Origin of the sequence: Phenylobacterium sp. (assembly GCF_016124325.1) — a bacterium.
In the GTDB taxonomy this organism is placed as follows: Bacteria; Pseudomonadota; Alphaproteobacteria; order Caulobacterales; family Caulobacteraceae; genus Phenylobacterium.
In genome coordinates this window covers 1-21089 of the sequence record NZ_WGNY01000047.1, presented here as the reverse complement: position 1 = coordinate 21089, position 21089 = coordinate 1, and the positions used below count along the sequence as shown (strand labels likewise).

Sequence of the window (21089 nt, the reverse complement as noted above, 5' to 3'; positions counted from 1 at the left end):
CGACCATAGAGGCGCGTTCAGGCGCCGTCGATCACGCGGGCCATCAGCTCGTCATAGAGCTCCAGCCGCTTGTAGGCGCGGAACTCGGGCGTCGCGGTCCGCCAGGCGCGGGCGAAGAGGGCGAGGCGGGCGGGATCGGCGGCGATGGCCGACAGCGGGTCGATCCAGACCCGGATCGTGAACACCACCGCGCCCGTCCGCGGCAGCCGGCGCAAGGTCTGGCGCTCGACCCGCACCCGCAGTTCGTCGGCGGCGCGGGCGGCGTCGATCGTCGGTATGGCCGCGCGCATCGGCGCGGGATCCGGGATGAAGAGGTCGGGCGAGCTGACCACGCTCCAGTTGCGGCGCTCCAGGACCAGATCGTCGCGCAGTCCGTCGAAGATGCGATTCACCCGCTTGAGCAGGGTCTCTCCGAACCCGGTCACCGGCAGGTGCAGCTCGGCGAGACTCTTGCCGATCACCTCGCCGGCCGAGAAGAAGCTGCCGGCGCTGAGCGACAGCGCGGTCAGCCGCCATACGCCGTCGCGCTTCTCCATGAGGCAAAGGTCGTCGGCCACGGCCCGTGCGGCGGCCAGCAGGGGCGGGCGGCGATCGGCCGGAACCGGCGCGCCCAGCGCCTCGCCCACCAGCCCGAGCAGCTCTGCCTGCGCCGGCCGCGATCCTTCGGTTTCGGCCCAGACGTCGTGCGCGTGGGCCTCCAGCAGCGGGTCCTTGCGCGCCGCCGGGTCGTCCTCGCCGCCCTCGAACCAGTCCTCGGGGGCGATGGCGCGCAGGCCGATGCGGAACTCGGCCGCCTCCTCCCAAGGCGCGTGACGCGGCCTCATCGGCTGGCCGTCAGCCACCGGCGGACCGCGAGGAACAGCAGCACCGCGATCGTCACGCCCACCGCGTCGGCGGCCACGTCCATCACGTCGGCGTCGCGGCCGACCTGGCCCTGAACCAGTTCGATGAAGACGCCGTAGGCCAGCGCGAAGGCGGGGATCGCCAGAGTCCGGCGCGGCGCCAGCACATAGCCGGTGAAGGTCAGCACGAACCACGCCGCGCTATGCTCGAACCGGTCGCCGGTCCCGGGATCGGGCAGGTCCTTGGTCGGTAGCACGCACATCAGGAACAGAATGGCGGTGGCCAGGGCGTAGAGGCCCAGCCGGACGCGCCGCGGAAACCGGGAAGGAAGCATCGCCACTTACTTGCACGTCCCGGCCCGGCTCTCTAGCGTCCGCGCCGCGAAGTTAGTGTGCAGGAGCTGTGCGTGGCGGTCGAGGCGGTGATCTGGGATTTCGGCGGGGTGTTCACCTCCTCGCCGTTCGAGGCGTTCAACCGCTACGAGGCGGAGAAGGGCGCGCCGAAGGACCACATCCGGCGGGTCAACGCCACCAACCACCACGACAACGCCTGGGCGCTGTTCGAGCGCAACGAGATCGACACCGACCGGTTCGATCAGCTGTTCCTTGAGGAATCCACGGCCCTGGGCTTCCCGATCCCCGGCCGCGAGGTGCTGCCGCTGCTCAGCGGCCAGCTGCGCCCGCGCATGGTCGAGGCGCTGAAGGCCTGCAAGGCGCGCTTCAAGGTGGGCTGCATCACCAACAACGTCGTCTCGATGCACAGCCCCGGCCAGGACGAGATCCAGCGCGCCGCCGGCGCCATGGGCCAGGTGATGCCGCTGTTCGACGCCATCATCGAGAGCTCGAAGGCGGGCGTGCGCAAGCCGGACCCGCGCATCTACCGGATGATGTGCGACCTGCTGGGCGTGGAGCCCCAGGCCTGCGTCTACCTCGACGACCTCGGCATCAACTGCAAGCCGGCCGCCGAGTTGGGCATGAAGGCGATCAAGGTGGTGACGGTCGACCAGACCCTCGCGGAACTGGCCGAGGCCACCGGCCTCGCATTCGGCGGCGCGGAACAGTCGGCGTGACCCGGCCAGCGAAGATCGGCGCCGAGGCGGCGCTGGCCCGGCTCACCGGCTGGGCCAGGGTCGAGGGCGGACGCGACGCCATCCGCAAGACGTTCCGCTTCGACGACTTCAACCAGGCCTTCGGGTTCATGACCCGCGTGGCGTTGATGGCCGACAAGCTGGACCACCATCCGGAGTGGTCCAACGTCTACAACCGGGTGGAGGTGACCCTGGCCACCCACGACGCCGACGGCGTGACCGAGCTGGACGTGACCCTCGCGGCCTTCATGGACGCGGCGGCGGGCGGCTAGGGCCTGGAGCGCGCGCCTCAGTTGACGATGATCGCGCCCAGCAATACGCGGGCCCCCGGGCGGCCCAGCAGGCTGTCGGTCTGAAGCTGTAGCCGGCGGCCGATATAGTCGGCGTTGGGAAGCGTGCCCTCGGGCAGGCCCGCCGCGTAGATCTGGACCGTCTGCACATAGGCGGCCCGCAGGCGCGGCACGGATTGTTCGGCCAGGGTGCGCAGCGCGGCGTCCGGCACGTCGAGCCCGCAATCCACCGAGAGCACCCCGCGGCGACCGTTGGCGCGGGTCGTGGTGCCGAGCAAGGTCTGCACCGGCAGATAGGAACCGCCGCCGGACTTCTTCTTCTCGCCCCCGCCGGAGGCGCGCGCCGAAGCCGCCGGCAGGGCGGCGGACAATCCGATCAGGCCGAGAAGCAGGCGGCGGTCCATGACCCGAAGAGTCGGCGATCATGGTTAGCGGTCTCTTTACGCGCAGGCGCCAAGACTGCGGCGCAAGCATCAGAACCTCGCCCGGAGCGCGCCTTGGGCCGATTTGCGCCGACCTCCCTCGACCTCGACGGCAAGGTCATCCTCGTGACCGGCGGCACCGGCTCGTTCGGACGCCGGTTCATCGAGACCGTCCTCGAGCGGGCGAGCCCCCGCAAGCTCATCGTCTATTCCCGCGACGAGCTGAAGCAGAGCGAGATGCAGATGGATCTGGCCGAGCGATTCGGCCCCGAGAAGCTCTCGGCCATGCGTTTCTTCCTGGGCGACGTGCGCGACGCAGACCGGCTGGCCCTCGCCTTCCGCGGCGCCGACGTCGTCATCCACGCCGCGGCCCTGAAACAGGTGCCGGCGGCCGAGTACAACCCCTCGGAGTGCATCCACACGAACGTGCTGGGCGCCGAGAACGTGGTGCGCGCCAGCCTGGCCAACCGCGTGCGCCAGGTGGTGGCGCTCTCCACCGACAAGGCCTGCAACCCGATCAACCTCTACGGCGCGACCAAGCTGGCCTCGGACAAGACGTTCGTGGCGGCCAATAACCTCTCGGGCGACATCGGCACGCGCTTCTCGGTGGTGCGCTACGGCAATGTGGTGGGCTCGCGCGGATCGGTGGCCCCCCTGTTCCAGCGCCTGATCGCCCGCGGCGCCGCCGAGCTTCCCATCACCGACCCGCGGATGACGCGCTTCCTGATCACCCTCACCGAGGGCGTGGACTTCGTGCTGTCGTCGCTGTCGTGGATGCGGGGCGGCGAGATCTTCGTGCCGAAGATTCCGTCGATGAAGATCGTGGACATCGCCGCGGCCATGGCGCCCGACCTCGCCACCCGCGTGGTCGGAATCCGGCCGGGGGAAAAGCTGCACGAGATGATGATCTCGGTCGACGACGCGCGCACGACCATCGATCTCGGCGATCGCTACGCCATCGAGCCGGCCTTCGCCGAATACACCCGCGACCCGCACAAGGGCCCGCCGCTGGCCGAGGACTTCAGCTACGCCAGCGACACCAACGACGACTGGCTGGATCGGGCCGGGTTCCTCGCCATGCTTGGCGAGGGCAAGCCCGCCCGCCGCCGTCGCGCCGACGACTGAGCCGATGACCGCCGCGCCGATGTCCGGCCCCCTCCTGCCCTATGGCCGCCAGACCATCGAGGACGACGACATCGCCGCGGTGACCGAGGCCCTGAGGGCCGATTTCCTCACCACCGGCCCGACGGTGGCGGCGTTCGAACGCGCCTTCGCCGAAGCGGTGGGCGCGCGGCACGCCGTCGCCTGCGCCAACGGCACAGCGGCGCTGCACCTGGCGATGCTGGCGCTGGACGTGAAGCCCGGCGAGGCGGTGATCGTCCCATCGATCACCTTCCTGGCGACCGCCAACTGCGCGCGCTACGTCGGGGCCGACGTGGTGTTCGCCGACGTCGATCCCGACAGCGGCCTGATGACCCCTGGCGCCCTGGCCGAGGCCCTGGGGCGGCTGGAGGGGCGGCGGCTGCGGGCCGTGCTGCCGGTCCACCTGCGGGGCGACGCCTGCGACCTGCCCGGCCTGGAGGCCCTGGCCCGCGACGCCGGCGCCGTCCTGGTCGAAGACGCGCCGCATGCGCTCGGAACGACGATGAGCTTCGGCAATACGGCGGAAACCGTCGGCGATGTGCGCCATTCGGCGATGGCCACCTTTTCGTTCCACCCGGTCAAGACGATCGCCACCGGCGAAGGCGGCATGGTCACCACCAACGATGCGCGCCTGGCCGAGCGCCTGCGCACGCTGCGAAGCCACGGCATGGTCCGTCCGCCGGACGCCGATCCGTGGTGGTACGAGATGCCCGAGCCGGGCTTCAACTACCGCCTGCCCGACATCCTGTGCGCCCTGGGCCTCTCCCAGCTCGCCAAGCTCCCGAGGTTCGCCGCGCGGCGGCGCGCGCTGGCGGCGGCCTATCGCGTGGCGCTCGCGCCGCTGGCGCCGGGCGTGCGCATCGCCGCCCAGCCGGCCTGGAGCGATCCTGTGCTGCACCTGATGACCGTGCTGATCGACTTCCCGGCCGTCGGCCGCACGCGCCGCGACGTGGTCGAAGCCCTGCGCGCGAAGGGCGTCGGCAGCCAGGTGCACTATATCCCGGTTCACCGGCAGCCCTACTACCAGGGCCTCTACGGCGCGACCGAGCTTCCGGGCGCGGAGGCCTGGTACGGCCGTTGCCTCTCGCTGCCGCTCTATCCCGGCATGACGGACGACGACGTGGCGCGCGTGACCGAGGCGCTGGGGGCCGCCCTGGGCCTCTAGGCGGCGAGTCCCGCCTGCTGGATCAGTTCGCGAAACTGCTCGACCTGCTCCGGCGACGAGGCGAGCGCGGCGCGGGTCTCGTCCGCCTTGACCAGTTTCAGCGCCTCGGCCTTGGCCCGGGCCGCGGCCGGGCCGGGCGGCGTACCCTCGCCCGCGGCGAGCCTCAGCAGAAGGGTGAGACGCTGGAGCAACGGGGCCTTGGCGCGCGCGATGCCCGCGCAGAGCTGGGCGCGCGCCTCGACGCCGCCGCCCACCACGCCCAGCTTCTCCTGGATCGGTTCGTAGTCCTCCGGGACCAGGCCGCAACGCCCGACCGACCGGTGAAGCTTCGACAGCCGGGCCAGCCGGACGGTCGCCGTCTCGTTGGATTCCGTGAATTCCTTCTCGAAGCGCAGGGAGCCCACCACCGCCTTCAGCCACGCGCCGGCCTGGCGCTTGTTGGCCGCGCCGATGACGTTCTCCGTCAGCCAGATCAGCGCTTCGACCTCCTCGGCCGAGCTCATGTTCTGGCCGAGATAGGCCTCCACGAAGTCGCCGGTGACCAGCATCTTCGAGCGCATGGTGAACGCCGACTGGACCTCCTCGAGCGGCAGCAGGTTGCCGGCCGAGGCCGTCAGCGACATGGCGAGCGCGCGCAGCACGTCGATCTCCCCGGCGGCGTCGCCGGGGCGCAGGCGCCGGGGGCCGGTCAGCTCCCGCAGGATGCGGCGGCCCAGCGCGGCGCGGGTGTCCTTGAAATTGTCGCCGGACAGCCACTGCGCCAGGCGCGTGGCCAGGGGCGACAGCTCCGGCATCACCTTCTTCACCGAAGGCTCCACCTGGATCAGCTTCTCGACCGCGTCGTAGGCCGACAGCCGGGTCATGGCGGCGAGATTGGCCCCCAGGTCCTGGCCGCGGCCGAGGATGTCGGTGATGCCCGGCTTGGCCTCGAGGATCTCGGCCAGGGGCTGCTGCACGGTGGAGAGCGCCAGGGCCCTCGCGCCGCCCGCCTTGGGCGCGGCGTCCGCCAGGTCCATCAGGCGGTCGACCTTGTCCGACCAGCTCTTGGCCGGCGCGATCGAGGCGGCCACGCCCGCGCCCAGCAGGTAGCCGCGGTCCGGGTCCTGGGCCACGCGCTCGGCGGCGGCGGCGAAGCCTTCCTTGTCCACGTTCGGGAGCACGCCCTTGCGCGCGTCCTTCATGAGCCGCTCGACGGCCCGCTCGATCAGGCCATGGAAGATGCGGATCAGCTCGTGCACCGACATCTGCCGGGCGTGCGCTTCCGGAATCGCGATCTTCTGGATGGCGTGCTGCAGGTCGACGCCCGAGGCTTCAAGCTTCTCGACCAGATCGGGCCGGTGCAGCAGTTCGAACGGCGTGGCGTTGTTGCGCTCCAGCCAGCCTTCCAGGAGGCGGCCGATGCGTTCGCGGGCGTGCAGGGTGTAGAGGTCCTGCGGCGTCACGCAGAGCGGCTGCGCCTCGGCTTGAGGCCGGCTCTTGGCGGGGACTTCGGCCTGCCCCAGTTTGAGGATCACGACGGTCTGGAATTCGCGCGACTCGTCGTCGAAGGTCTCCTTGGTGACCTTGACGGCCGCCACCCGCTTCCCCGACATCAGTTCCTGTGCGGTCTGGGTCGCGCTCGTTCGATTTTCGGTGGCGAGATCGAGCGTCCAGGGCGCGCCTGGCGTCTTGCGGACGTAGACCTCGAAATGCACGCGGTGACCATCCATGTGCCGGCGTCCCCCTAAGCCGTAGCGGAGTTATCCCGCGACAAGCTTAAAGGGGTATTGACTTTGTTGGGCTTCTCCCCGGCCCCATTGAGGCCACGGTGAAGGCTCACTAGCCTCGCACACTGCGGTTAAGGAGAGTTCGACTACAGATGGCGAAAATCACCCTGGTCGACGATGACGAGAATATCGTGACCTCCGTGAGTCTGGCGCTCGAGAGCCACGGCCACACGGTCAAGGCCTACTACGACGGCGCCTCGGGCCTTGCGGCGCTGGAGAACGACCCGCCGGATGTCGCCATCCTCGACGTGAAGATGCCGCGCATGGACGGCATGGAGGTCCTGCGCCGCCTGCGCCGCACCTCGGACGTGCCGGTGATCATCCTCACCTCCAAGGACGAGGAGATCGACGAAATCCTCGGCTTCAACCTCGGCGCCGACGACTACATCCACAAGCCCTTCAGCCAGCGCCTGCTGATCGAGCGCGTGAAGGCGGTGCTGCGCCGCGCCGGCCGCGGCGAGGCCGACGAGGCGGCGGGCCCCGTGGCCGACCCCACGTCCCGCGCGCTGAAGCGCGGCAAGCTGACCCTGGATCCCGCCCGCCACGAAACCCTGTGGGACGGCAGGCCGGTGAAGCTGACGGTGACCGAGTTCCTGCTGCTCCAGTCGCTGGCCCAGCGCCCGGGCTTCGTGAAGAGCCGCGACAACCTGATGGACGCAGCCTACGACGATCAGGTCTATGTCGACGACCGCACGATCGACAGCCACATCAAGCGCATGCGGAAGAAGTTCCGCGAGGTGGATCCTGAGTTCGACGCGATCGAAACCCTCTATGGCGTCGGCTACCGATACCGCGAGTCCTGAGCCGCCCGCCGGGCCGGTCTGGACGCGCCCGACCCGCCGCCCCAAACGCCGGGGCCGTCGGGGCCTGCCCGGATCGCGACTCGGCCGGCTGATCCTGGCGCTGAACCTCCTGGGCCTGGCGATCCTGATCACGGGCGCCCTGATCCAGAACGAGCGCCAGCGCGGGCTGGTCAACGCCCGCATCGACAGCCTGTCCACCCAGGGCGAGCTGATCGCCAGCATCCTGAACCAGGCCGCGACGGTCGGCGAGCCCGAGCCCAAGATGGACGCCGCGCTCGCCACCGAACTGCTGCAGACCCTGTCCAATCCCAAGGCCCAGCGCGCCCGCCTGTTCGACAGCCGGGGCCGGCTGGTGGCCGATTCCGACTGGATGGCCGACGAGGTCGAGAGCCGCTCGCTGCCGCCGGCCCACGCCCGCGACGAGGAGCCGCGGACGTTCTCGCTGATCCCCCACGCAGCCCTGCCCACCAGCCGCGAGGTGCAGCAGCAGCTCTCGCGCGAGGTGGCCCTGGCGCTGCAGGGCCGCCATGTGGCCGGCATGCGCACCGGCTACGCCGGCAAGCGCGTGGTGTCGGTGTCGATCCCGATTCAGCACGTGCGCGCGGTGCTGGGCGTGGTGACGCTGGAGTCCAGCGACGTCGACGCGATCATCGCCCGCGAGCGGGAGGCCCTGATCCCCTTCATCCTGATCGCCATCGGCGTGACCCTGGCCTCGTCCCTGCTGCTCAACAGCCTGGTCGCCCAGCCGGTCCTGCGCCTGGCCCGGGCCGCCGACCAGGTGCGTCAGGCCCGGGCGCGGGCCATCTCGCTTCCCGACCTCGCCAAGCGCGACGACGAGGTGGGCGACCTGACGCGAAGCCTGGAGGACATGACGCACGCGCTCTCGCAGCGCATGGACGCCATCGAGGCGTTCGCCGCCGATGTCGCCCACGAGATCCGCAATCCGCTGACGTCGCTCCGTTCGGCGGTGGAGACCCTCGACCTCGTCGAGGATCCGGCCGCGCGGGACCGCCTGCTCGGCATCCTGAAGAACGACATCCAGCGCCTCGACCGGCTGGTCACCGACATCTCCAACGCCTCGCGCCTCGACGCCGAGCTGTCCCGCAACCAGCCGCGCATCATCGAGCTGGCCCGGCTGATCGCCGACATCGTCGGGACGTACCAGGCGACGGCGCGGCCGGGCGAGGTCCAGGTCCAGTTCTCGCCCCACGCGGGCGCCGAGACCGCCAGGGTGCTGGGCCGCGAAGGGCCGCTGGGCCAGATCCTGCGCAACCTGATCGACAACGCCCGGTCGTTCAGCCCGGCGGGCGACACGGTCACGGTCGGCCTGATCCGGACGAAGGGCGAAGTGATCGCCACCGTCTCCGACAACGGGCCGGGGATTCCGTCCGAGAACCTCGAGACGGTGTTCGAGCGCTTCTACACCTCCCGACCGAAGGGCGCGGCCTTCGGCGGCAACTCAGGCCTCGGGCTCTCGATCGCCCGCCAGATCGCCGCGGCCCACGGCGGGACGCTGCGCGCCGAGAATCGCCTGGGCGCCGGAGACAAGGTGCTGGGCGCGACCTTCATCCTCACCCTGCCGGAAGCCGGGGCGTGATCCGGCACGCCGGCCTCGTCGCCCGCCGCGTGAACGGCCGCTGGCGCGGCGTGCTGATCGAGGGACCCTCCGGGGCGGGCAAGAGCGACCTGGCCCTGCGCGCGCTCGACGCGGGCTTCCGGCTGGTGGCGGACGACCGGGTGCTGACCTGGGCCTCCGACGGGCGCCTCTGGGGGCGCGCGCCCGACCCGCTCCGGGGCCTGATGGAGATCCGCGGCGTCGGCATGGCGGAGATCGACCCCTTGCCGTTTTGCGAGATCGTTCTCGTGGCGCAGCTTGGAACACCGGAGCGGATGCCGGATTTCGCAACCGAAGCGATCCTGGGTATCGACGTTCGACTCCTGGCGGTGGCCGCCCTCGAATCCTCGGCCCCTGCGAAGCTAAGTCGCGCGCTCATGGCCTTTGACGCGGCGCACAAGAGGCGTATTTAGCTCGGCTCTGCGCCTCTGCGTACGGCGCCATCGGGTGGGGATACCCTTTGGAACATAAGGCATGATCGGCCTCGTGATCGTCACTCACGGGCGGCTGGCGCAAGAGTTCGTCTACGCGATGGAGCACGTCGTCGGCCCGCAGGCCGCCGTGGAATCCATCTGTATCGGCCCCGAGGACGACATGGAGCGTCGCCGTCAGGACATCCTGGCCGCATGCGGCCGGGTGAACGGCGGCCAGGGCGTCATCCTGCTGACCGACATGTTCGGGGGAACGCCGTCGAACCTCGCGATCTCGGTGATGGAGCAGACCAAGGCCGAGGTGATCGCCGGACTGAATCTGCCCATGCTGATCAAGCTGGCCTCGCTGCGCGGCCGGGCCAGCCTGGAAGATGCGGTTGCCGCGGCGCAGGAAGCCGGGCGAAAGTACATCTCGGTGGCGTCCTACGTCCTGGCCGGAGAGAAGTGAGCTGAGCGAAGCCAACCGGACCGTCGAGATCGTCAACAAGCGGGGGCTGCACGCCCGCGCCTCGGCGAAATTCGTGAAGCTGGCCGGAACCTTCGACGCCGAGGTCCGCGTCTCCAAGGACGGCCAGACCGTCGACGCCCGATCGATCATGGGCCTGATGATGCTGGCCGCGTCACCCGGCTGCACGATCGAGATCGACGCCGAGGGCGAAGAGGCCGAGGCGGCCGTGGCGGCCCTCGTCGGCTTGGTCCAGGCGCGGTTCGAAGAGGACGAGTGACGCCGCTCAGGTCTTCAGGCGCCAGCCGGTCCGGAAGATCAGGGTCACGGCGATCAGGCACGCCGTCAGGAAGCCCAAGGTGGCGGCGAGGCTGACGCCCACGTTCACGTCCGAGACGCCGTAGAAGCTCCAGCGGAAGCCGCTGACCAGATAGACCACCGGGTTGAAGAGCGCGATCGTCTTCCAGACGCCGGGCAGCATGTCGATCGAATAGAAGCTGCCGCCCAGGAAGGTGAGCGGCGTCACCACCAGGGTCGGGATGATCGACAGCTTCTCCCAGCCGTCGGCCCAGATGCCGGTCAGGAAGCCGAACAGGCTGAAGGTGACCGAGGTGAGCGCCAGGAACGCGATCATCACCAGGGGATGGCCGATCTCGTAGGGCACGAAGATGCGCGCCGTGGCCAGGATCACCAGGCCCAGCACCATCGACTTGGTGGCGGCCGCGCCCACATAGCCCAGCACCACCTCCACCGCCGAAACGGGCGCCGACAGCACCTCGTAGATCGTGCCGGCGAACTTGGGCATGTAGATGCCGAACGAGCCGTTCGAGATGCTCTCGGTCAGGATCGACAGCATCAGGAGGCCCGGCACGATGAAGGCGCCGTAGCTGACGCCGTTCATGGTCGGCATCCGGCTGCCGATCGCCGCCCCGAAGACGATGAAATAGAGCGAGGTGGTGATGACGGGCGCGGCCACGCTCTGGACGATGGTGCGCACCCAGCGGTGCATCTCGAAGAGGTAGATGGCGCGGACGGCGTGCGGGTTCATGGCCGGGCTCCCCGCACCAGACTGACGAAGATGTCTTCCAGGCTCGACTCCTCGGTGCGCAGGTCCTTGAAGTCGACGCCGCGCTCGGCGAGCCGTTTCATCAGGTCGGCGATCCCGGTCGATTCCGCCTGGGCGTCGAAGGTGTAGGTCAGCTCCGCCCCGTCGGCCGATAGCGACAGGTCGTAGCCGTTGATCTCGGGCGCGGCCGCCAGCGGCTCCTGCAGGTGCAGGGTGAGCTGCTTCTTGCCCAGCTTTCGCATGAGCACGTCCTTGTCCTCCACCAGGATCAGCTCGCCCCGGGAGATGACGCCGATGCGGTCGGCCATCTCCTCGGCCTCCTCGATGTAGTGGGTGGTCAGGATGATGGTGACGCCGCGCTCGCGCAGGCCGCGCACCATCTCCCACATGTCGCGGCGCAGCTCGACGTCGACGCCGGCCGTGGGCTCGTCGAGGAACAGGATCGCGGGCTCGTGGCTGAGCGCCTTGGCGATCATCACGCGCCGCTTCATGCCGCCCGACAGCGCCATGATCTTCTCGTGGCGCTTGTCCCAGAGACTGAGGTCCTTCAGCACCTTCTCCAGGTGCGCCGGGTCAGGCCCCTTGCCGAACAGGCCGCGGCTGAACTTGACCGTATCCCACACCGTCTCGAAGGCGTCGGTGGAGATCTCCTGGGGCACCAGGCCGATCTTCGAACGGGCGGCGCGGAAGTCCGTCAGGATGTCGTGGCCATCGGCCAGCACGGTCCCGCTCGAGGGCCGGACGAGGCCGCAGACGATGCCGATCATCGTCGTCTTGCCGGCGCCGTTCGGCCCCAGCAACGCGAAGATCTCGCCCTTGCGGATCGCGAGGTCGACCGACTTCAGGGCCTGGAAGCCGCCGGCGTAGGTCTTCGACAGACCCTGGATGGAGATGATCGGCTGCACGCGCGCTCCTTGGAGCCCCCCAGATAGGGTCCCCAGGACGGCTGGGCTAGGCCGGTTCCGACACCGCCTGTCCCATCGGCCGCATCTTCAGGTCGGCCAGCAGGGCGTCGTCGGCCGATCGCCCGGGGTTGTCCGTCGTCAGCAGGCGCGCGCCCACGAAGATGGAGTTCGCGCCGGCCAGGAAGCAGAGCGCCTGCAACTCCTTGCTCATGTGCTCGCGCCCGGCGGCGATGCGCACCATGGACTTCGGGCACACCAGCCGCGCGACCGCGATCATGCGCACGAACTCCAGCGGGTCGACGGCCTGCGACCCGCCCAGCGGCGTGCCGGCGATCGGCATCAGGTCGTTGATCGGCAGGCTCTCGGGGTGCGCAGGCAGCGTCGCGAGCTGATGAAGCAGGCCGGCGCGGTCGCGGCGCGTCTCGCCCATGCCCACGATGCCGCCGCAGCAGGTCGACATTCCAGCGTCGCGAACCGCCTCCAGGGTGTCGAGCCGATCCTGATAGGTCCGGGTGGTGACGACCTGGTCGTAGTAGTCGGGCCCGGTGTCGAGGTTGTGGTTGTAGAAGTCGAGGCCGGCGGCCTTGAGCGCCTTCGCCTGGTCCGGCGTCAGCATGCCCAGGGTCGCGCAGGTCTCCAGCCCCAGCGCCTTCACGCCTGAGATCATGGCGGCGACCTTCGGCAGATCGCGATCCTTCAGGTCGCGCCAGGCCGCCCCCATGCAGAAGCGCTGGGCGCCGCCGTCGCGGGCCTCGCGGGCCGCCGCGATCACGGCCTCGGCGTCCATCAGCTTCGAGGCCGCCACGCCCGTCTTGAAGCGCTGGGACTGGGCGCAATAGCCGCAATCCTCGGGGCAGCCGCCGGTCTTCACCGACAAGAGTTGCGAAAGCTGCACCTCGGCAGGATCGAACCACCGCCGATGGACCTCGGCGGCGCGGAACACCAGCTCAGCGAAGGGCAGTTCGAACAGCGCCTCCACCTCGGCCAGCGTCCAGTCGTGACGCGGCTGGGCGGGATCGGGCATGCGGACGGGAGCGTTCATGGCGGGTTCCGGCATAGGGGAGCGAGACCGCCCGCGTAGGCGACTCACCCTGCGGCGGGCAATCCGGATCGCATAAAGATTTCTTTATATGAATGTTGATAGACCTGATCTCTCCCGCTATACGGGCCGCCAACACTGACAATCCCAACTCAGAGAATCCGATGACCGACTATGTCGTGAAGGACCTGTCGCTGGCCGACTGGGGCCGCAAGGAAATCGAAATCGCCGAGACCGAGATGCCCGGCCTGATGGCCGTGCGCGCCGAGTTCGGCGCCGACCAGCCGCTGAAGGGCGCCCGCATCGCCGGCTCGCTCCACATGACCATCCAGACGGCGGTGCTGATCGAGACCCTGCAGGCCCTGGGCGCCGACGTGCGCTGGGCCTCGTGCAACATCTTCTCCACCCAGGACCACGCCGCCGCCGCCATCGCGGCCAAGGGCACGCCCGTCTTCGCCATCAAGGGCGAGACGCTGGTCGAGTACTGGGACTACGCCCACAAGATCTTCGAGTGGGCCGACGGCGGCTATCCGAACCTGATCCTCGACGACGGCGGCGACGCGACCCTACTCTGCGTGCTGGGCCCGAAGGCCGAGAAGGATCCGTCCATCCTCGACAACCCGACCAACGAGGAGGAAGAGGCGCTCTTCTCGGTGATGAAGCGCTACCTCAAGGAGAAGCCGGGCTTCTATTCGGCCATCCGCAAGGCCATCCAGGGCGTCTCGGAAGAGACCACCACGGGGGTCCACCGCCTCTACCAGATGTACGAGCGCGGCGAGCTGCCGTTCACCGCCATCAACGTCAACGACAGCGTCACCAAGTCGAAGTTCGACAACCTCTACGGCTGCCGTGAAAGCCTGGTGGACGCCGTCCGCCGCGGCACCGACGTCATGCTCGCCGGCAAGGTCGCCGTGGTCCTGGGCTACGGCGACGTGGGCAAGGGCTCGGCCGCCTCGCTGCGCAACGGCGGCGCGCGGGTCATGGTCACCGAGATCGATCCGATCTGCGCCCTGCAGGCGGCGATGGAAGGCTATGAGGTCGTCACGATGGAAGACGCCGCCGAGAAGGGCGACATCTTCTGCACGGCCACCGGCAACAAGGACGTCCTCACCGTCGACCACATGCGGCGAATGAAGAACAACGCCATCGTCTGCAACATCGGGCACTTCGATTCCGAGATCCAGATCGCGGGCCTGCGCAACTACAAGTGGGACAAGATCAAGGATCAGGTCCACCACGTGGAGTTCCCGGACGGCAAGAAGATCATCGTGCTGTCGGAAGGCCGCCTCGTGAACCTGGGCAACGCCACCGGCCACCCCAGCTTCGTGATGAGCGCCTCGTTCACCAACCAGACCCTCGCCCAGATCGAGCTCTGGCAGAACGGCGACAAGTACGAAACCAAGGTCTACACCCTGCCGAAGCACCTCGACGAGAAGGTGGCCATGCTCCACCTGGAAAAGCTGGGCGCCAAGCTGACCAAGCTTTCCAATGAACAGGCGGAATACATCGGCGTCACAACCGAGGGACCGTTCAAGCCGGATCACTACCGCTACTAGCGCATGGTTAGCATTTACTATCCTGCTTATAATAACGCTGGTTAGGTACGACCAATTGAGCTAGGGGCCATACTCGTGCCCCTAGCTTTGATCCTCTCCTCGTTCGTCGCCGCCAGCCGAATCGGCGGGACCGCCCAGCAGTACGTCCTGGCGGCGCACAAGATCGACCCCGTGCTGGCGCCGACCGCCATGTTCGGGCGTACGCCGGCTCGCGGCGGCCAGGGCGAAGTCACCACGCCCGATGTCTTCCGCCGCATGCTGGGCGACATCGAGGCCGACGCGCTGTTCGGCCTCGTGGACCTGATCATCACCGGCCACTTCTCCGACCCCGAGCAGGTCGAGATCGCCGCCGGCGTCATCGAGCGCGTGCGCGGCGCCGAACGCGACGCGGCGATGGCCCACGAAACCTCGCCGACACGGCCCCTGGTGGTGGTCGACCCGGTCCTGGGCGACGCGCCCAAGGGGCTCTACGTGAAGCCCGAGGTGGCCGAAGCCGTGGAGCGGCGGCTGGTCTGCCAGGCCGACTGGATCACCCCAAACCTCTGGGAACTGGGCTTCCTCACCGACCGTCGTATCGACTCCGCCGCACAGGCCCGCGACGCCGCCCGCGCCCTGGGCCGCCCGGCGCTGGTCACATCGGCTCCGGCCGGGGACGACGAGATCGGCCTGCTGTTCGTCGACGACGCGGAGGCGGTGCTGTTCGCCCACCCGCGGCTGCCGGCGGCCCCCAACGGCACCGGCGACCTCGTGACCGCCAGCTTCGGCGCCGGCCTGGTGCAAGGCCTCTCGCCCCGCGCGGCGGCCGAGCGCGCGGCCCGGGCCGCCGCCGAAGTCGTCGCGGCGGCGGCGGCCTGGAAGGCGCCGGAACTGCCGATCGTCGCCTTGGCCGAGCGCATCGCGAACCCGACCGCCCAGGTTCGGGTCGAACAGCTCTGAGCGCCTCCGCCCGCGGGACTGGACCTTCCACCGCTTCCGTGGCTTCGGTGCGCGCCGAACCGACGCGGGACGTCGGCGGCATGGATTTCGAACAGCGGACGGCGCTTTGACGATGCTGGAGATCGAGGGCTTCGCCCTTTCGCGATATGCGGCCGTCAAGGACGCCTTCGCAGCCAACTTCGAATCGGGCGCCGAGCTCGGCGCGCGGTTCACGCTGGTCGAGGCTGGCGAGGTCGTCGTCGACCTGATGGCCGGCTTCGCCGACCGCAAGCGCGCCACACCGTTCGGGCCGCAAACCCTGACCGCTGTATTCTCGACGACCAAGGCGCTGGCCGCGCTGATGATCGCGCGCCTGGTCGACCAGGGCCGGCTCGACTACGGCCAGACCGTCGCCAGCGTCTGGCCCGAGTTCGGCCAGGCCGGAAAGGCGGCGGTGACCGTCGGGCAGGCCATCTCGCATCAGGCCGGACTGCCGGGCTTTCCCGGTCCCATCGAACCGGCGTTGTGGGCCGACTGGGACGCGATCTGCGCGAAACTGGCGGCGATGGCGCCGATGTGGCCGCCCGGCTCGGCCAGCGGCTACCACCCGGTGACCGTGGGCTACATCGTGGGCGAGATCTTCCGCCGCGTGGACGGCCGCACGATCGGGACCGCGTTCGGCGAGGATGTCGCCGGTCCCTACGGCCTCGACGCCTGGATCGGGCTGCCCGACGGCGTGGAGGACCGCCTCGCCGAACTGCAGCGGCCCAGCGCGCTTCCGGAATTCGGCGAAATCAACCCGGCGACGCGCGCGGCGTTCCTCGCGCCCTGGTCCTCGGCGGCGGGCAAGGCCGGGGCGGACTACCGCCGCATGGAAGTGCCCTCGACCAACGGCTACGCGACGGCCGAGGCGCTGGCCAAGGTGATGGGGGCTCTGGCCAACGACGGCTGGCTGGACGGCGGCGAGATCCTGTCGCCGGCGCTGATCGCCGAGGCCAGCCGCGAGCGGATCCGCGGCCAGGACCTCGTGCTGCCCTTCGACATGAGCTGGGCGGCGGGCTTCATGCGCAACCCGCCGACCTTTCCGTGGGGGCCCGGGACCGAGACCTTCGGCCATTCGGGCTGGGGCGGCGCCTGCGCCTTCGCCGACCCGGAGCGCCGGCTGGGCGGCGCCTACGTGATGAACCGCCAGGGGACCGCGCTGATGGGCGACGCGCGGCCCCGCCGGCTGATCGAAGCCGCGTACGACTAGCGGCGACCGTCGTAGCGATAGCCGTCGCGGTCGTGACGGTCGTAGCGGTGGCGATAGCTGCTGCGCTCGTAGCTGTAGGGCGCGTAGCGGTCGTCGCCGTAGCCGTCATAGCGGCCATACTGGTCGTACCGCGTGTCGCGATAGCTGGTGCGGTAGCGGTCGGAATAGCGGTGGTCGTGGCCGTCCTTGTCCAGGGCCGCGCCCAGGGCGAGGCCGGCGACGGCGCCGATGGCCACGCCTTCGGTCTTGCCGTGCGAGACGGCGGCGCCCGCCACGCCGCCCAGCAGGGCGCCGAGGATGGCGTTCTCGGTCTTGGTGGCGGCCAGGGCGCTGCTGGCCGGCAGGGCGACGGCGGCCGAAACGGCGAGGGCCAGGGCGGCCTTGGTGATCTTGTTGGTCATGGCTCGAACTCCTTGGCTTGAGCGCGGCCGCAACAGGCGCGGTCGCTGACGTTGGAGCCCAATCTAGCGGGGCGGCCCTGAACCCAATCGGAGGCGCCCGTTCACCCAGCCGACAGGTTCGCGGCCACGAAAAAGGGCCCCGAAGGGCCCTCATCCGTCGCTTGAGATGGGGTGGGGTCTCAGGCGAGGCCGACGCCGGCGAACGCGAAGGAAGCGATCAGGCCCAGGGCCAGCAGGAAGGCGGGGGCGATGCGGTCGGCGGAGCGTTCGATCATCGAGAAGGTCATGTTGGTCTCCATCAGCTTCTGTCTTTTGTGGAGCCCCGGGGGAGCGGGGCTGTCCGTCTGGACAGTGTTTAGATAGCACCATCTGAACGCTGTATAGATCAGCAATTTTGCCTGATGGCTATGCGTTCGCGCATAGCCGCCGAGGGAGAACCTCAGCGCGCCTCGGGAACGACGGCGTCGGCCTCGGTCTCGACCAGCCAGTCCTCGCGGATGAACCGCGACACCTCGACGAAGGTGCAGGCCGGTCGGATATCGGCGAACACCTCGCCGTGCGCGCGGGCCGCGGCTTCCCACTGGGTGGCGTCGACGAGGTAGATGCGGGTGCGGATCACGTGCTCGGGCCCCGCGTCCAGCTCGGCCAGGGCGGCCAGCATGATCTCCAGACAGCGGCGGGTCTGGGCATAGACGTCGCCCGGCGCATGGGTCGTCCCATCAGTGGCGATCGGCGCGGTGCCGGAGACGGCGACGAGGCCGCCCGCGCGGACAGCCCGGCTGAAGCCGATGACGGGCTCCAGCGGCGAGCCCGAGCTGGCGCGGCGGCGGGTCATTCGACCCCCGCCGCCTGGGCGATGGCCATCCGCACCTGCCGCGACCGTCGCCACGCGCCGTAGAGGAACACCGCCGCGCCGGTCCAGATGAAGGCGAAGGCGGTGGCGTTGAGCGGTCCGAACGGCTCGTGCTGGGCCACGCCGATGGCGAAGCCGATCGTCGGGCCGATGAACTGCATGAAGGCGATGGTCGACAGCGGCAGCCGCCGCGCGCACCAGGCGAACAGCGCCAGCGGCACGGCGGTCATGGGGCCGGCGAACACCAGCCACAGCGTGGCCGGCGTCGAGGCGCCGAAATGGCCGACGCCTTGGTGCGCCAGCCACAAGAGGAAGGCGACCGCCGGGACGATCAGCAGCATGCACTCGATGAAGAGGCCGGTCTGGGCGTCGGCCTGCACCTGCTTGCGCACCACGCCGTAGCCGCCGAACGAGAAGGCCAGCACCAGGGAGATCACCGGCAGGTGGCCCAGCGCCAGGCCCTGGAACACCACGCCCACCGCGGCGAAGGCGATGGCCAGGGCGCCGACGCGGTCGATACGCTCGCGGAACACAATGGCGCCCGAGGCCATGTTGATCAGCGGGGTGATGTAGTAGCCGAAGCTGCCTTCCAACACCCGGCCCGAGTTCACCGACCAGATGTAGACCGCCCAGTTGGTGGCGATGAGGCCGGACGACAGGCACAGCCAGGCCAGCACGCGCGGGCGGCGGACCACATCGAGGATCTGGCGGCCCTGGCGGGCGATCAGCGCCAGGACGAGCGCCGTCGGCGCGCCCCAGACGATGCGGTGGGCCATGATCTCCCAGGAACTGGCGCCAAAAGCGCCCATCGCCTGGAAGGCCAGGGGCACGAAGCCCCAGATGAGGTAACAGCCAATCCCCGCCGCCAACGCCAGCCGGGCTTCCGAACCCGGCGACGACGGCGGGCTCATGGCTTAAGCCGGGACCTTCCGGCCGATCAGGCCGCGGGCGTGGAGCAGCTCGGCGATCTGGACGGCGTTGAGGGCCGCGCCCTTGCGCAGGTTGTCGGCCACCACCCACATGGCCAGGCCGTTCTCGACGGTCGGATCGTTGCGGATGCGGCTGACGTAGACGGGGAACTCGCCCTGGGCTTCCTTGGGCGTGATGTAGCCGGTGGGCTCGCGCTTATCGATGACGACCAGGCCGGGCGCCTCGCGCAGGATCTCGCGGGCCTCGTCCTCGTCGAGCGGCTCGTGGAACTCGATGTTCACCGACTCCGAGTGGCTCACCATCACCGGCACGCGCACGCAGGTGACCGTGAGCTTGATCTCCGGATCGATCATCTTGTGCGTCTCGTTCCACATCTTGGCTTCCTCGTCGGTGAAGCCGTCGTCGAGGAAGGTCCCGATGAACGGGATGACGTTGAACGCGATCTGCTTGGGGAACTTCTTGGGCTCGCTCGGGCCGAGGACGAAGATCCCCTTGGTCTGATCCCACAGCTCGTCCATGCCGGCCTTCCCGGCGCCCGACACCGACTGGTAGGTCGACACCACCACCCGCTTGATCTTCGCCCGGTCGTGCAGCGGCTTCAGCGCCACGACCAGCTGGGCCGTCGAGCAGTTCGGGTTGGCGATGATGTTCTTGCGGTTCGCCCAGGTGACGTCGTCGGGGTTCACCTCGGGCACGATCAGCGGGACGTCGGGGTCCATCCGCCAGGCCGAGGAGTTGTCGATCACGATCGGGCCGGCCGCGCCGATCTTCGGCGACCATTCCTTGGAGAAGGAGCCCGAGACGCTCATCAGGACGACGTCGACCTTGGAGAAGTCGAACTGCTCGACGTCCTGGCACTTCAGGATCTTCTCGCCGAAGGAGACCTCGACGCCGATCGAGTTGCGCGAGGCGATCGCGTACATCTCGTCCACGGGGAAGTTCACTTCCTCCAGGATGTTCAGCATCTCGCGGCCCACGTTGCCCGTGGCGCCGACGACGGCGACCCGGTAACCCATGACATCTCTCCTATAAGGGGGAGCGATCCCCTACGCCGCCGGGCCGGCCAAGGCAAGGCGAGCGACCGTGCGGCCGACCACAGATAGTGTCGCAGCGCGCCGGCGAAAGGCGCGTATCGAACCGATGACCCCGGAGGTAATGGACGCGCCCCGCCCCGGCCCGCATGACGGCCGCTCACCTGCGATGGAGTCCCCCGTGACGACCGAAACCGGCATGCCCTTCTCCAACCTGATGGGCGTGGAGATCCTCGAGCGGACGAAGGACCGGGTGCGCGGCCGACTGACCGTGCGCGACGACCTGTGCACGGCGGGCGGCATCCTGCACGGCGGCGCGTTCATGGCCTTCGCCGACGCCCTGGGCGCCATCGGGGCGGTGATGAACCTGGCGGCCGGGACCCGCACGACCACGCTGGAGAGCAAGACGAATTTCCTGGGCTCGGCGCCCGTGGGCTCGACGGTGGAGGGCGAGGCGACGCCCTTGCACGTGGGCCGCCGCTCCAGCGTCTGGCAGACGCGCATCACCAACGCCGACGGAAAGCTCCTGGCGCTCGTGACCCAGACCCAGATGACCATCCTGCCCGGATAGGCCCCAGAGGGCGAGCACGCCGGCGCCTAGGACGTATCCTCCCCCTCCCCGGCCGGCAGGTCGCGCCAGCGGGCGGCGAGGCCGGCGGGCAGGCCCAGGACGTGGCAGATGTCGGCCACGTGGGCGTCGAGGGGGACGGCTGTGTAGTCGATGGAGGCGTCGAGGTCGCAGAAGGCCTCGATGAGGTCGTCGCGATAGCTCTCGCGCTCATCCTCGCGCTCGGTGAAGGCGTCGATCACCCGGCAGACGGCGGGGTTGAGCTCGCGGATGCGGCGCTTGATCCCGAAGGGGCTGGGCTCGGGCAGGCGCGGCCGCTCGGCGAGGCGGTGGACGCGGCCCTCGGCCAGCCGGGCCTTGATGGCCAGGGTCTGGCGCGCGGAACGGGCCATGCGCTGGTAGTTGCGGATGTGTCCGGCCAGCTCGGCCGGGTCCTCGGCGGCCATGGCGGCGCCATGGGCCTTGCGGGCCAGTTCGAGGTCCATCTCGGCCAGTTCGGCGAGGATGGCCTCGGCGCGGTCTGTGGCGGCCTCGGACATGATCGCGAGGGGAACACGCCGGTG

The 21089-nt window shown here is 69.5% G+C and carries 25 protein-coding genes; 13 read left to right on the top strand and 12 right to left on the bottom strand.

Translation table 11 applies throughout. The features are described 5' to 3' along the window. Window positions 1–17: 17 nt before the first annotated feature. Both GC203_RS22350 and GC203_RS22345 read right to left on the bottom strand, forming a co-directional pair. Window positions 18–824: a DUF3445 domain-containing protein gene (locus GC203_RS22350; protein ID WP_293459023.1), complete on the bottom strand. Its 807-nt coding sequence runs from the start codon at window positions 822–824 to the stop codon at window positions 18–20. Further along, window positions 821–1177, bottom strand: a complete 357-nt coding sequence (locus tag GC203_RS22345) for a VanZ family protein (RefSeq protein WP_293459021.1) — start codon at window positions 1175–1177, stop codon at window positions 821–823. Before GC203_RS22345 ends, GC203_RS22350 begins: the two co-directional genes overlap by 4 nt. Window positions 1178–1249: 72 nt before the next feature. On the opposite strand from GC203_RS22345, the gene GC203_RS22340 reads away from it, so the two are divergent. Together GC203_RS22340 and GC203_RS22335 are read left to right on the top strand one after the other, a co-directional pair. After that, a complete protein-coding gene (locus tag GC203_RS22340; protein WP_293459039.1) occupies window positions 1250–1912 on the top strand; it encodes an HAD-IA family hydrolase in 663 nt (220 codons plus the stop codon). Beyond that, window positions 1909–2202, top strand: coding sequence for a 4a-hydroxytetrahydrobiopterin dehydratase (locus GC203_RS22335; RefSeq protein WP_293459019.1), 294 nt, complete (start codon window positions 1909–1911; stop codon window positions 2200–2202). Before GC203_RS22340 ends, GC203_RS22335 begins: the two co-directional genes overlap by 4 nt. Before the next feature lie 17 nt (window positions 2203–2219). Here GC203_RS22335 and GC203_RS22330 read toward each other — a convergent pair whose 3' ends face one another. Then, on the bottom strand, window positions 2220–2624 hold the full coding sequence (locus GC203_RS22330; protein ID WP_293459017.1) for a Tat pathway signal protein: 405 nt from the start codon (window positions 2622–2624) through the stop codon (window positions 2220–2222). A gap of 93 nt (window positions 2625–2717) precedes the next feature. On the opposite strand from GC203_RS22330, the gene pseB reads away from it, so the two are divergent. Both pseB and pseC read left to right on the top strand, forming a co-directional pair. Continuing rightward, window positions 2718–3767, top strand: coding sequence for a UDP-N-acetylglucosamine 4,6-dehydratase (inverting) (gene pseB / locus GC203_RS22325; protein WP_293459015.1), 1050 nt, complete (start codon window positions 2718–2720; stop codon window positions 3765–3767). Between the two features lie 19 nt (window positions 3768–3786). Then, window positions 3787–4950: a UDP-4-amino-4,6-dideoxy-N-acetyl-beta-L-altrosamine transaminase gene (gene pseC, locus GC203_RS22320; protein WP_293459013.1), complete on the top strand. Its 1164-nt coding sequence runs from the start codon at window positions 3787–3789 to the stop codon at window positions 4948–4950. Here pseC and GC203_RS22315 read toward each other — a convergent pair. Then, on the bottom strand, window positions 4947–6659 hold the full coding sequence (locus tag GC203_RS22315; RefSeq protein ID WP_293459011.1) for a hypothetical protein: 1713 nt from the start codon (window positions 6657–6659) through the stop codon (window positions 4947–4949). The genes pseC and GC203_RS22315 overlap by 4 nt on opposite strands. A gap of 149 nt (window positions 6660–6808) precedes the next feature. Here GC203_RS22315 and GC203_RS22310 point away from each other — a divergent pair, with 149 nt between their 5' ends. The 5 genes from GC203_RS22310 to GC203_RS22290 all read left to right on the top strand — a co-directional run bounded on the left by GC203_RS22310 (window position 6809) and on the right by GC203_RS22290 (window position 10290). After that, entirely contained in the window at window positions 6809–7519 is a 711-nt protein-coding gene (locus tag GC203_RS22310) for a response regulator transcription factor (protein WP_293459009.1), read from the top strand. Then, entirely contained in the window at window positions 7488–9116 is a 1629-nt protein-coding gene (locus tag GC203_RS22305; RefSeq protein WP_293459007.1) for a stimulus-sensing domain-containing protein, read from the top strand. The genes GC203_RS22310 and GC203_RS22305 overlap by 32 nt, the downstream gene beginning before the upstream one ends. Beyond that, the gene (locus tag GC203_RS22300) at window positions 9113–9547 is read left to right on the top strand and encodes an HPr kinase/phosphorylase (protein WP_293459005.1); all 435 of its coding nucleotides are present in this window, start codon (window positions 9113–9115) and stop codon (window positions 9545–9547) included. The genes GC203_RS22305 and GC203_RS22300 overlap by 4 nt, the downstream gene beginning before the upstream one ends. Window positions 9548–9608: 61 nt before the next feature. After that, window positions 9609–10013 carry a PTS sugar transporter subunit IIA gene (locus tag GC203_RS22295; RefSeq protein ID WP_293459003.1) on the top strand — a complete coding sequence of 135 codons (405 nt, stop codon included), beginning with the start codon at window positions 9609–9611 and terminating at the stop codon, window positions 10011–10013. Window position 10014: 1 nt separating this feature from the next. Then, window positions 10015–10290 carry an HPr family phosphocarrier protein gene (locus GC203_RS22290; RefSeq protein WP_293459037.1) on the top strand — a complete coding sequence of 92 codons (276 nt, stop codon included), beginning with the start codon at window positions 10015–10017 and terminating at the stop codon, window positions 10288–10290. A gap of 6 nt (window positions 10291–10296) precedes the next feature. On the opposite strand, the gene GC203_RS22285 is transcribed toward GC203_RS22290, so the two are convergent. Genes GC203_RS22285 through bioB form a run of 3 tightly spaced genes read right to left on the bottom strand, consistent with a single transcriptional unit; the run spans window position 10297 to window position 13005 of the window. Further along, complete coding sequence (locus tag GC203_RS22285; RefSeq protein ID WP_293459001.1) at window positions 10297–11058, bottom strand: ABC transporter permease; 762 nt, start codon at window positions 11056–11058, stop codon at window positions 10297–10299. Beyond that, window positions 11055–11981, bottom strand: a complete 927-nt coding sequence (locus GC203_RS22280; RefSeq protein WP_293458999.1) for an ABC transporter ATP-binding protein — start codon at window positions 11979–11981, stop codon at window positions 11055–11057. The genes GC203_RS22285 and GC203_RS22280 overlap by 4 nt, the downstream gene beginning before the upstream one ends. A 46-nt stretch (window positions 11982–12027) precedes the next feature. Next, window positions 12028–13005, bottom strand: a complete 978-nt coding sequence (bioB, locus tag GC203_RS22275) for a biotin synthase BioB (RefSeq protein ID WP_293459036.1) — start codon at window positions 13003–13005, stop codon at window positions 12028–12030. 179 nt (window positions 13006–13184) lie between these two features. On the opposite strand from bioB, the gene ahcY reads away from it, so the two are divergent. The 3 genes from ahcY to GC203_RS22260 all read left to right on the top strand — a co-directional run bounded on the left by ahcY (window position 13185) and on the right by GC203_RS22260 (window position 16743). Then, entirely contained in the window at window positions 13185–14576 is a 1392-nt protein-coding gene (ahcY, locus tag GC203_RS22270) for an adenosylhomocysteinase (protein WP_293458997.1), read from the top strand. 75 nt (window positions 14577–14651) lie between these two features. Then, window positions 14652–15512 carry a PfkB family carbohydrate kinase gene (locus GC203_RS22265; protein WP_293458995.1) on the top strand — a complete coding sequence of 287 codons (861 nt, stop codon included), beginning with the start codon at window positions 14652–14654 and terminating at the stop codon, window positions 15510–15512. 112 nt (window positions 15513–15624) lie between these two features. Next, on the top strand, window positions 15625–16743 hold the full coding sequence (locus GC203_RS22260; protein ID WP_293458993.1) for a serine hydrolase domain-containing protein: 1119 nt from the start codon (window positions 15625–15627) through the stop codon (window positions 16741–16743). Here GC203_RS22260 and GC203_RS22255 read toward each other — a convergent pair. The 4 genes from GC203_RS22255 to GC203_RS22240 all read right to left on the bottom strand — a co-directional run bounded on the left by GC203_RS22255 (window position 16740) and on the right by GC203_RS22240 (window position 19943). Further along, entirely contained in the window at window positions 16740–17144 is a 405-nt protein-coding gene (locus tag GC203_RS22255) for a YMGG-like glycine zipper-containing protein (RefSeq protein ID WP_293458991.1), read from the bottom strand. The two genes, GC203_RS22260 and GC203_RS22255, sit on opposite strands and share 4 nt — an antisense overlap. A 439-nt stretch (window positions 17145–17583) precedes the next feature. After that, entirely contained in the window at window positions 17584–17979 is a 396-nt protein-coding gene (locus tag GC203_RS22250) for a RidA family protein (protein ID WP_293458989.1), read from the bottom strand. Next, complete coding sequence (gene rarD, locus GC203_RS22245; protein ID WP_293458987.1) at window positions 17976–18908, bottom strand: EamA family transporter RarD; 933 nt, start codon at window positions 18906–18908, stop codon at window positions 17976–17978. Before rarD ends, GC203_RS22250 begins: the two co-directional genes overlap by 4 nt. 3 nt (window positions 18909–18911) lie before the next feature. Beyond that, on the bottom strand, window positions 18912–19943 hold the full coding sequence (locus GC203_RS22240) for an aspartate-semialdehyde dehydrogenase (RefSeq protein ID WP_293458985.1): 1032 nt from the start codon (window positions 19941–19943) through the stop codon (window positions 18912–18914). Between the two features lie 196 nt (window positions 19944–20139). Between GC203_RS22240 and GC203_RS22235 the strand changes: the two genes are divergently transcribed. Further along, entirely contained in the window at window positions 20140–20529 is a 390-nt protein-coding gene (locus tag GC203_RS22235; RefSeq protein WP_293458983.1) for a PaaI family thioesterase, read from the top strand. Window positions 20530–20555: 26 nt separating this feature from the next. On the opposite strand, the gene GC203_RS22230 is transcribed toward GC203_RS22235, so the two are convergent. Then, a partial coding sequence (locus GC203_RS22230; RefSeq protein ID WP_293458982.1) for a hypothetical protein occupies window positions 20556–21089 on the bottom strand: 534 nt, incomplete at its 5' end.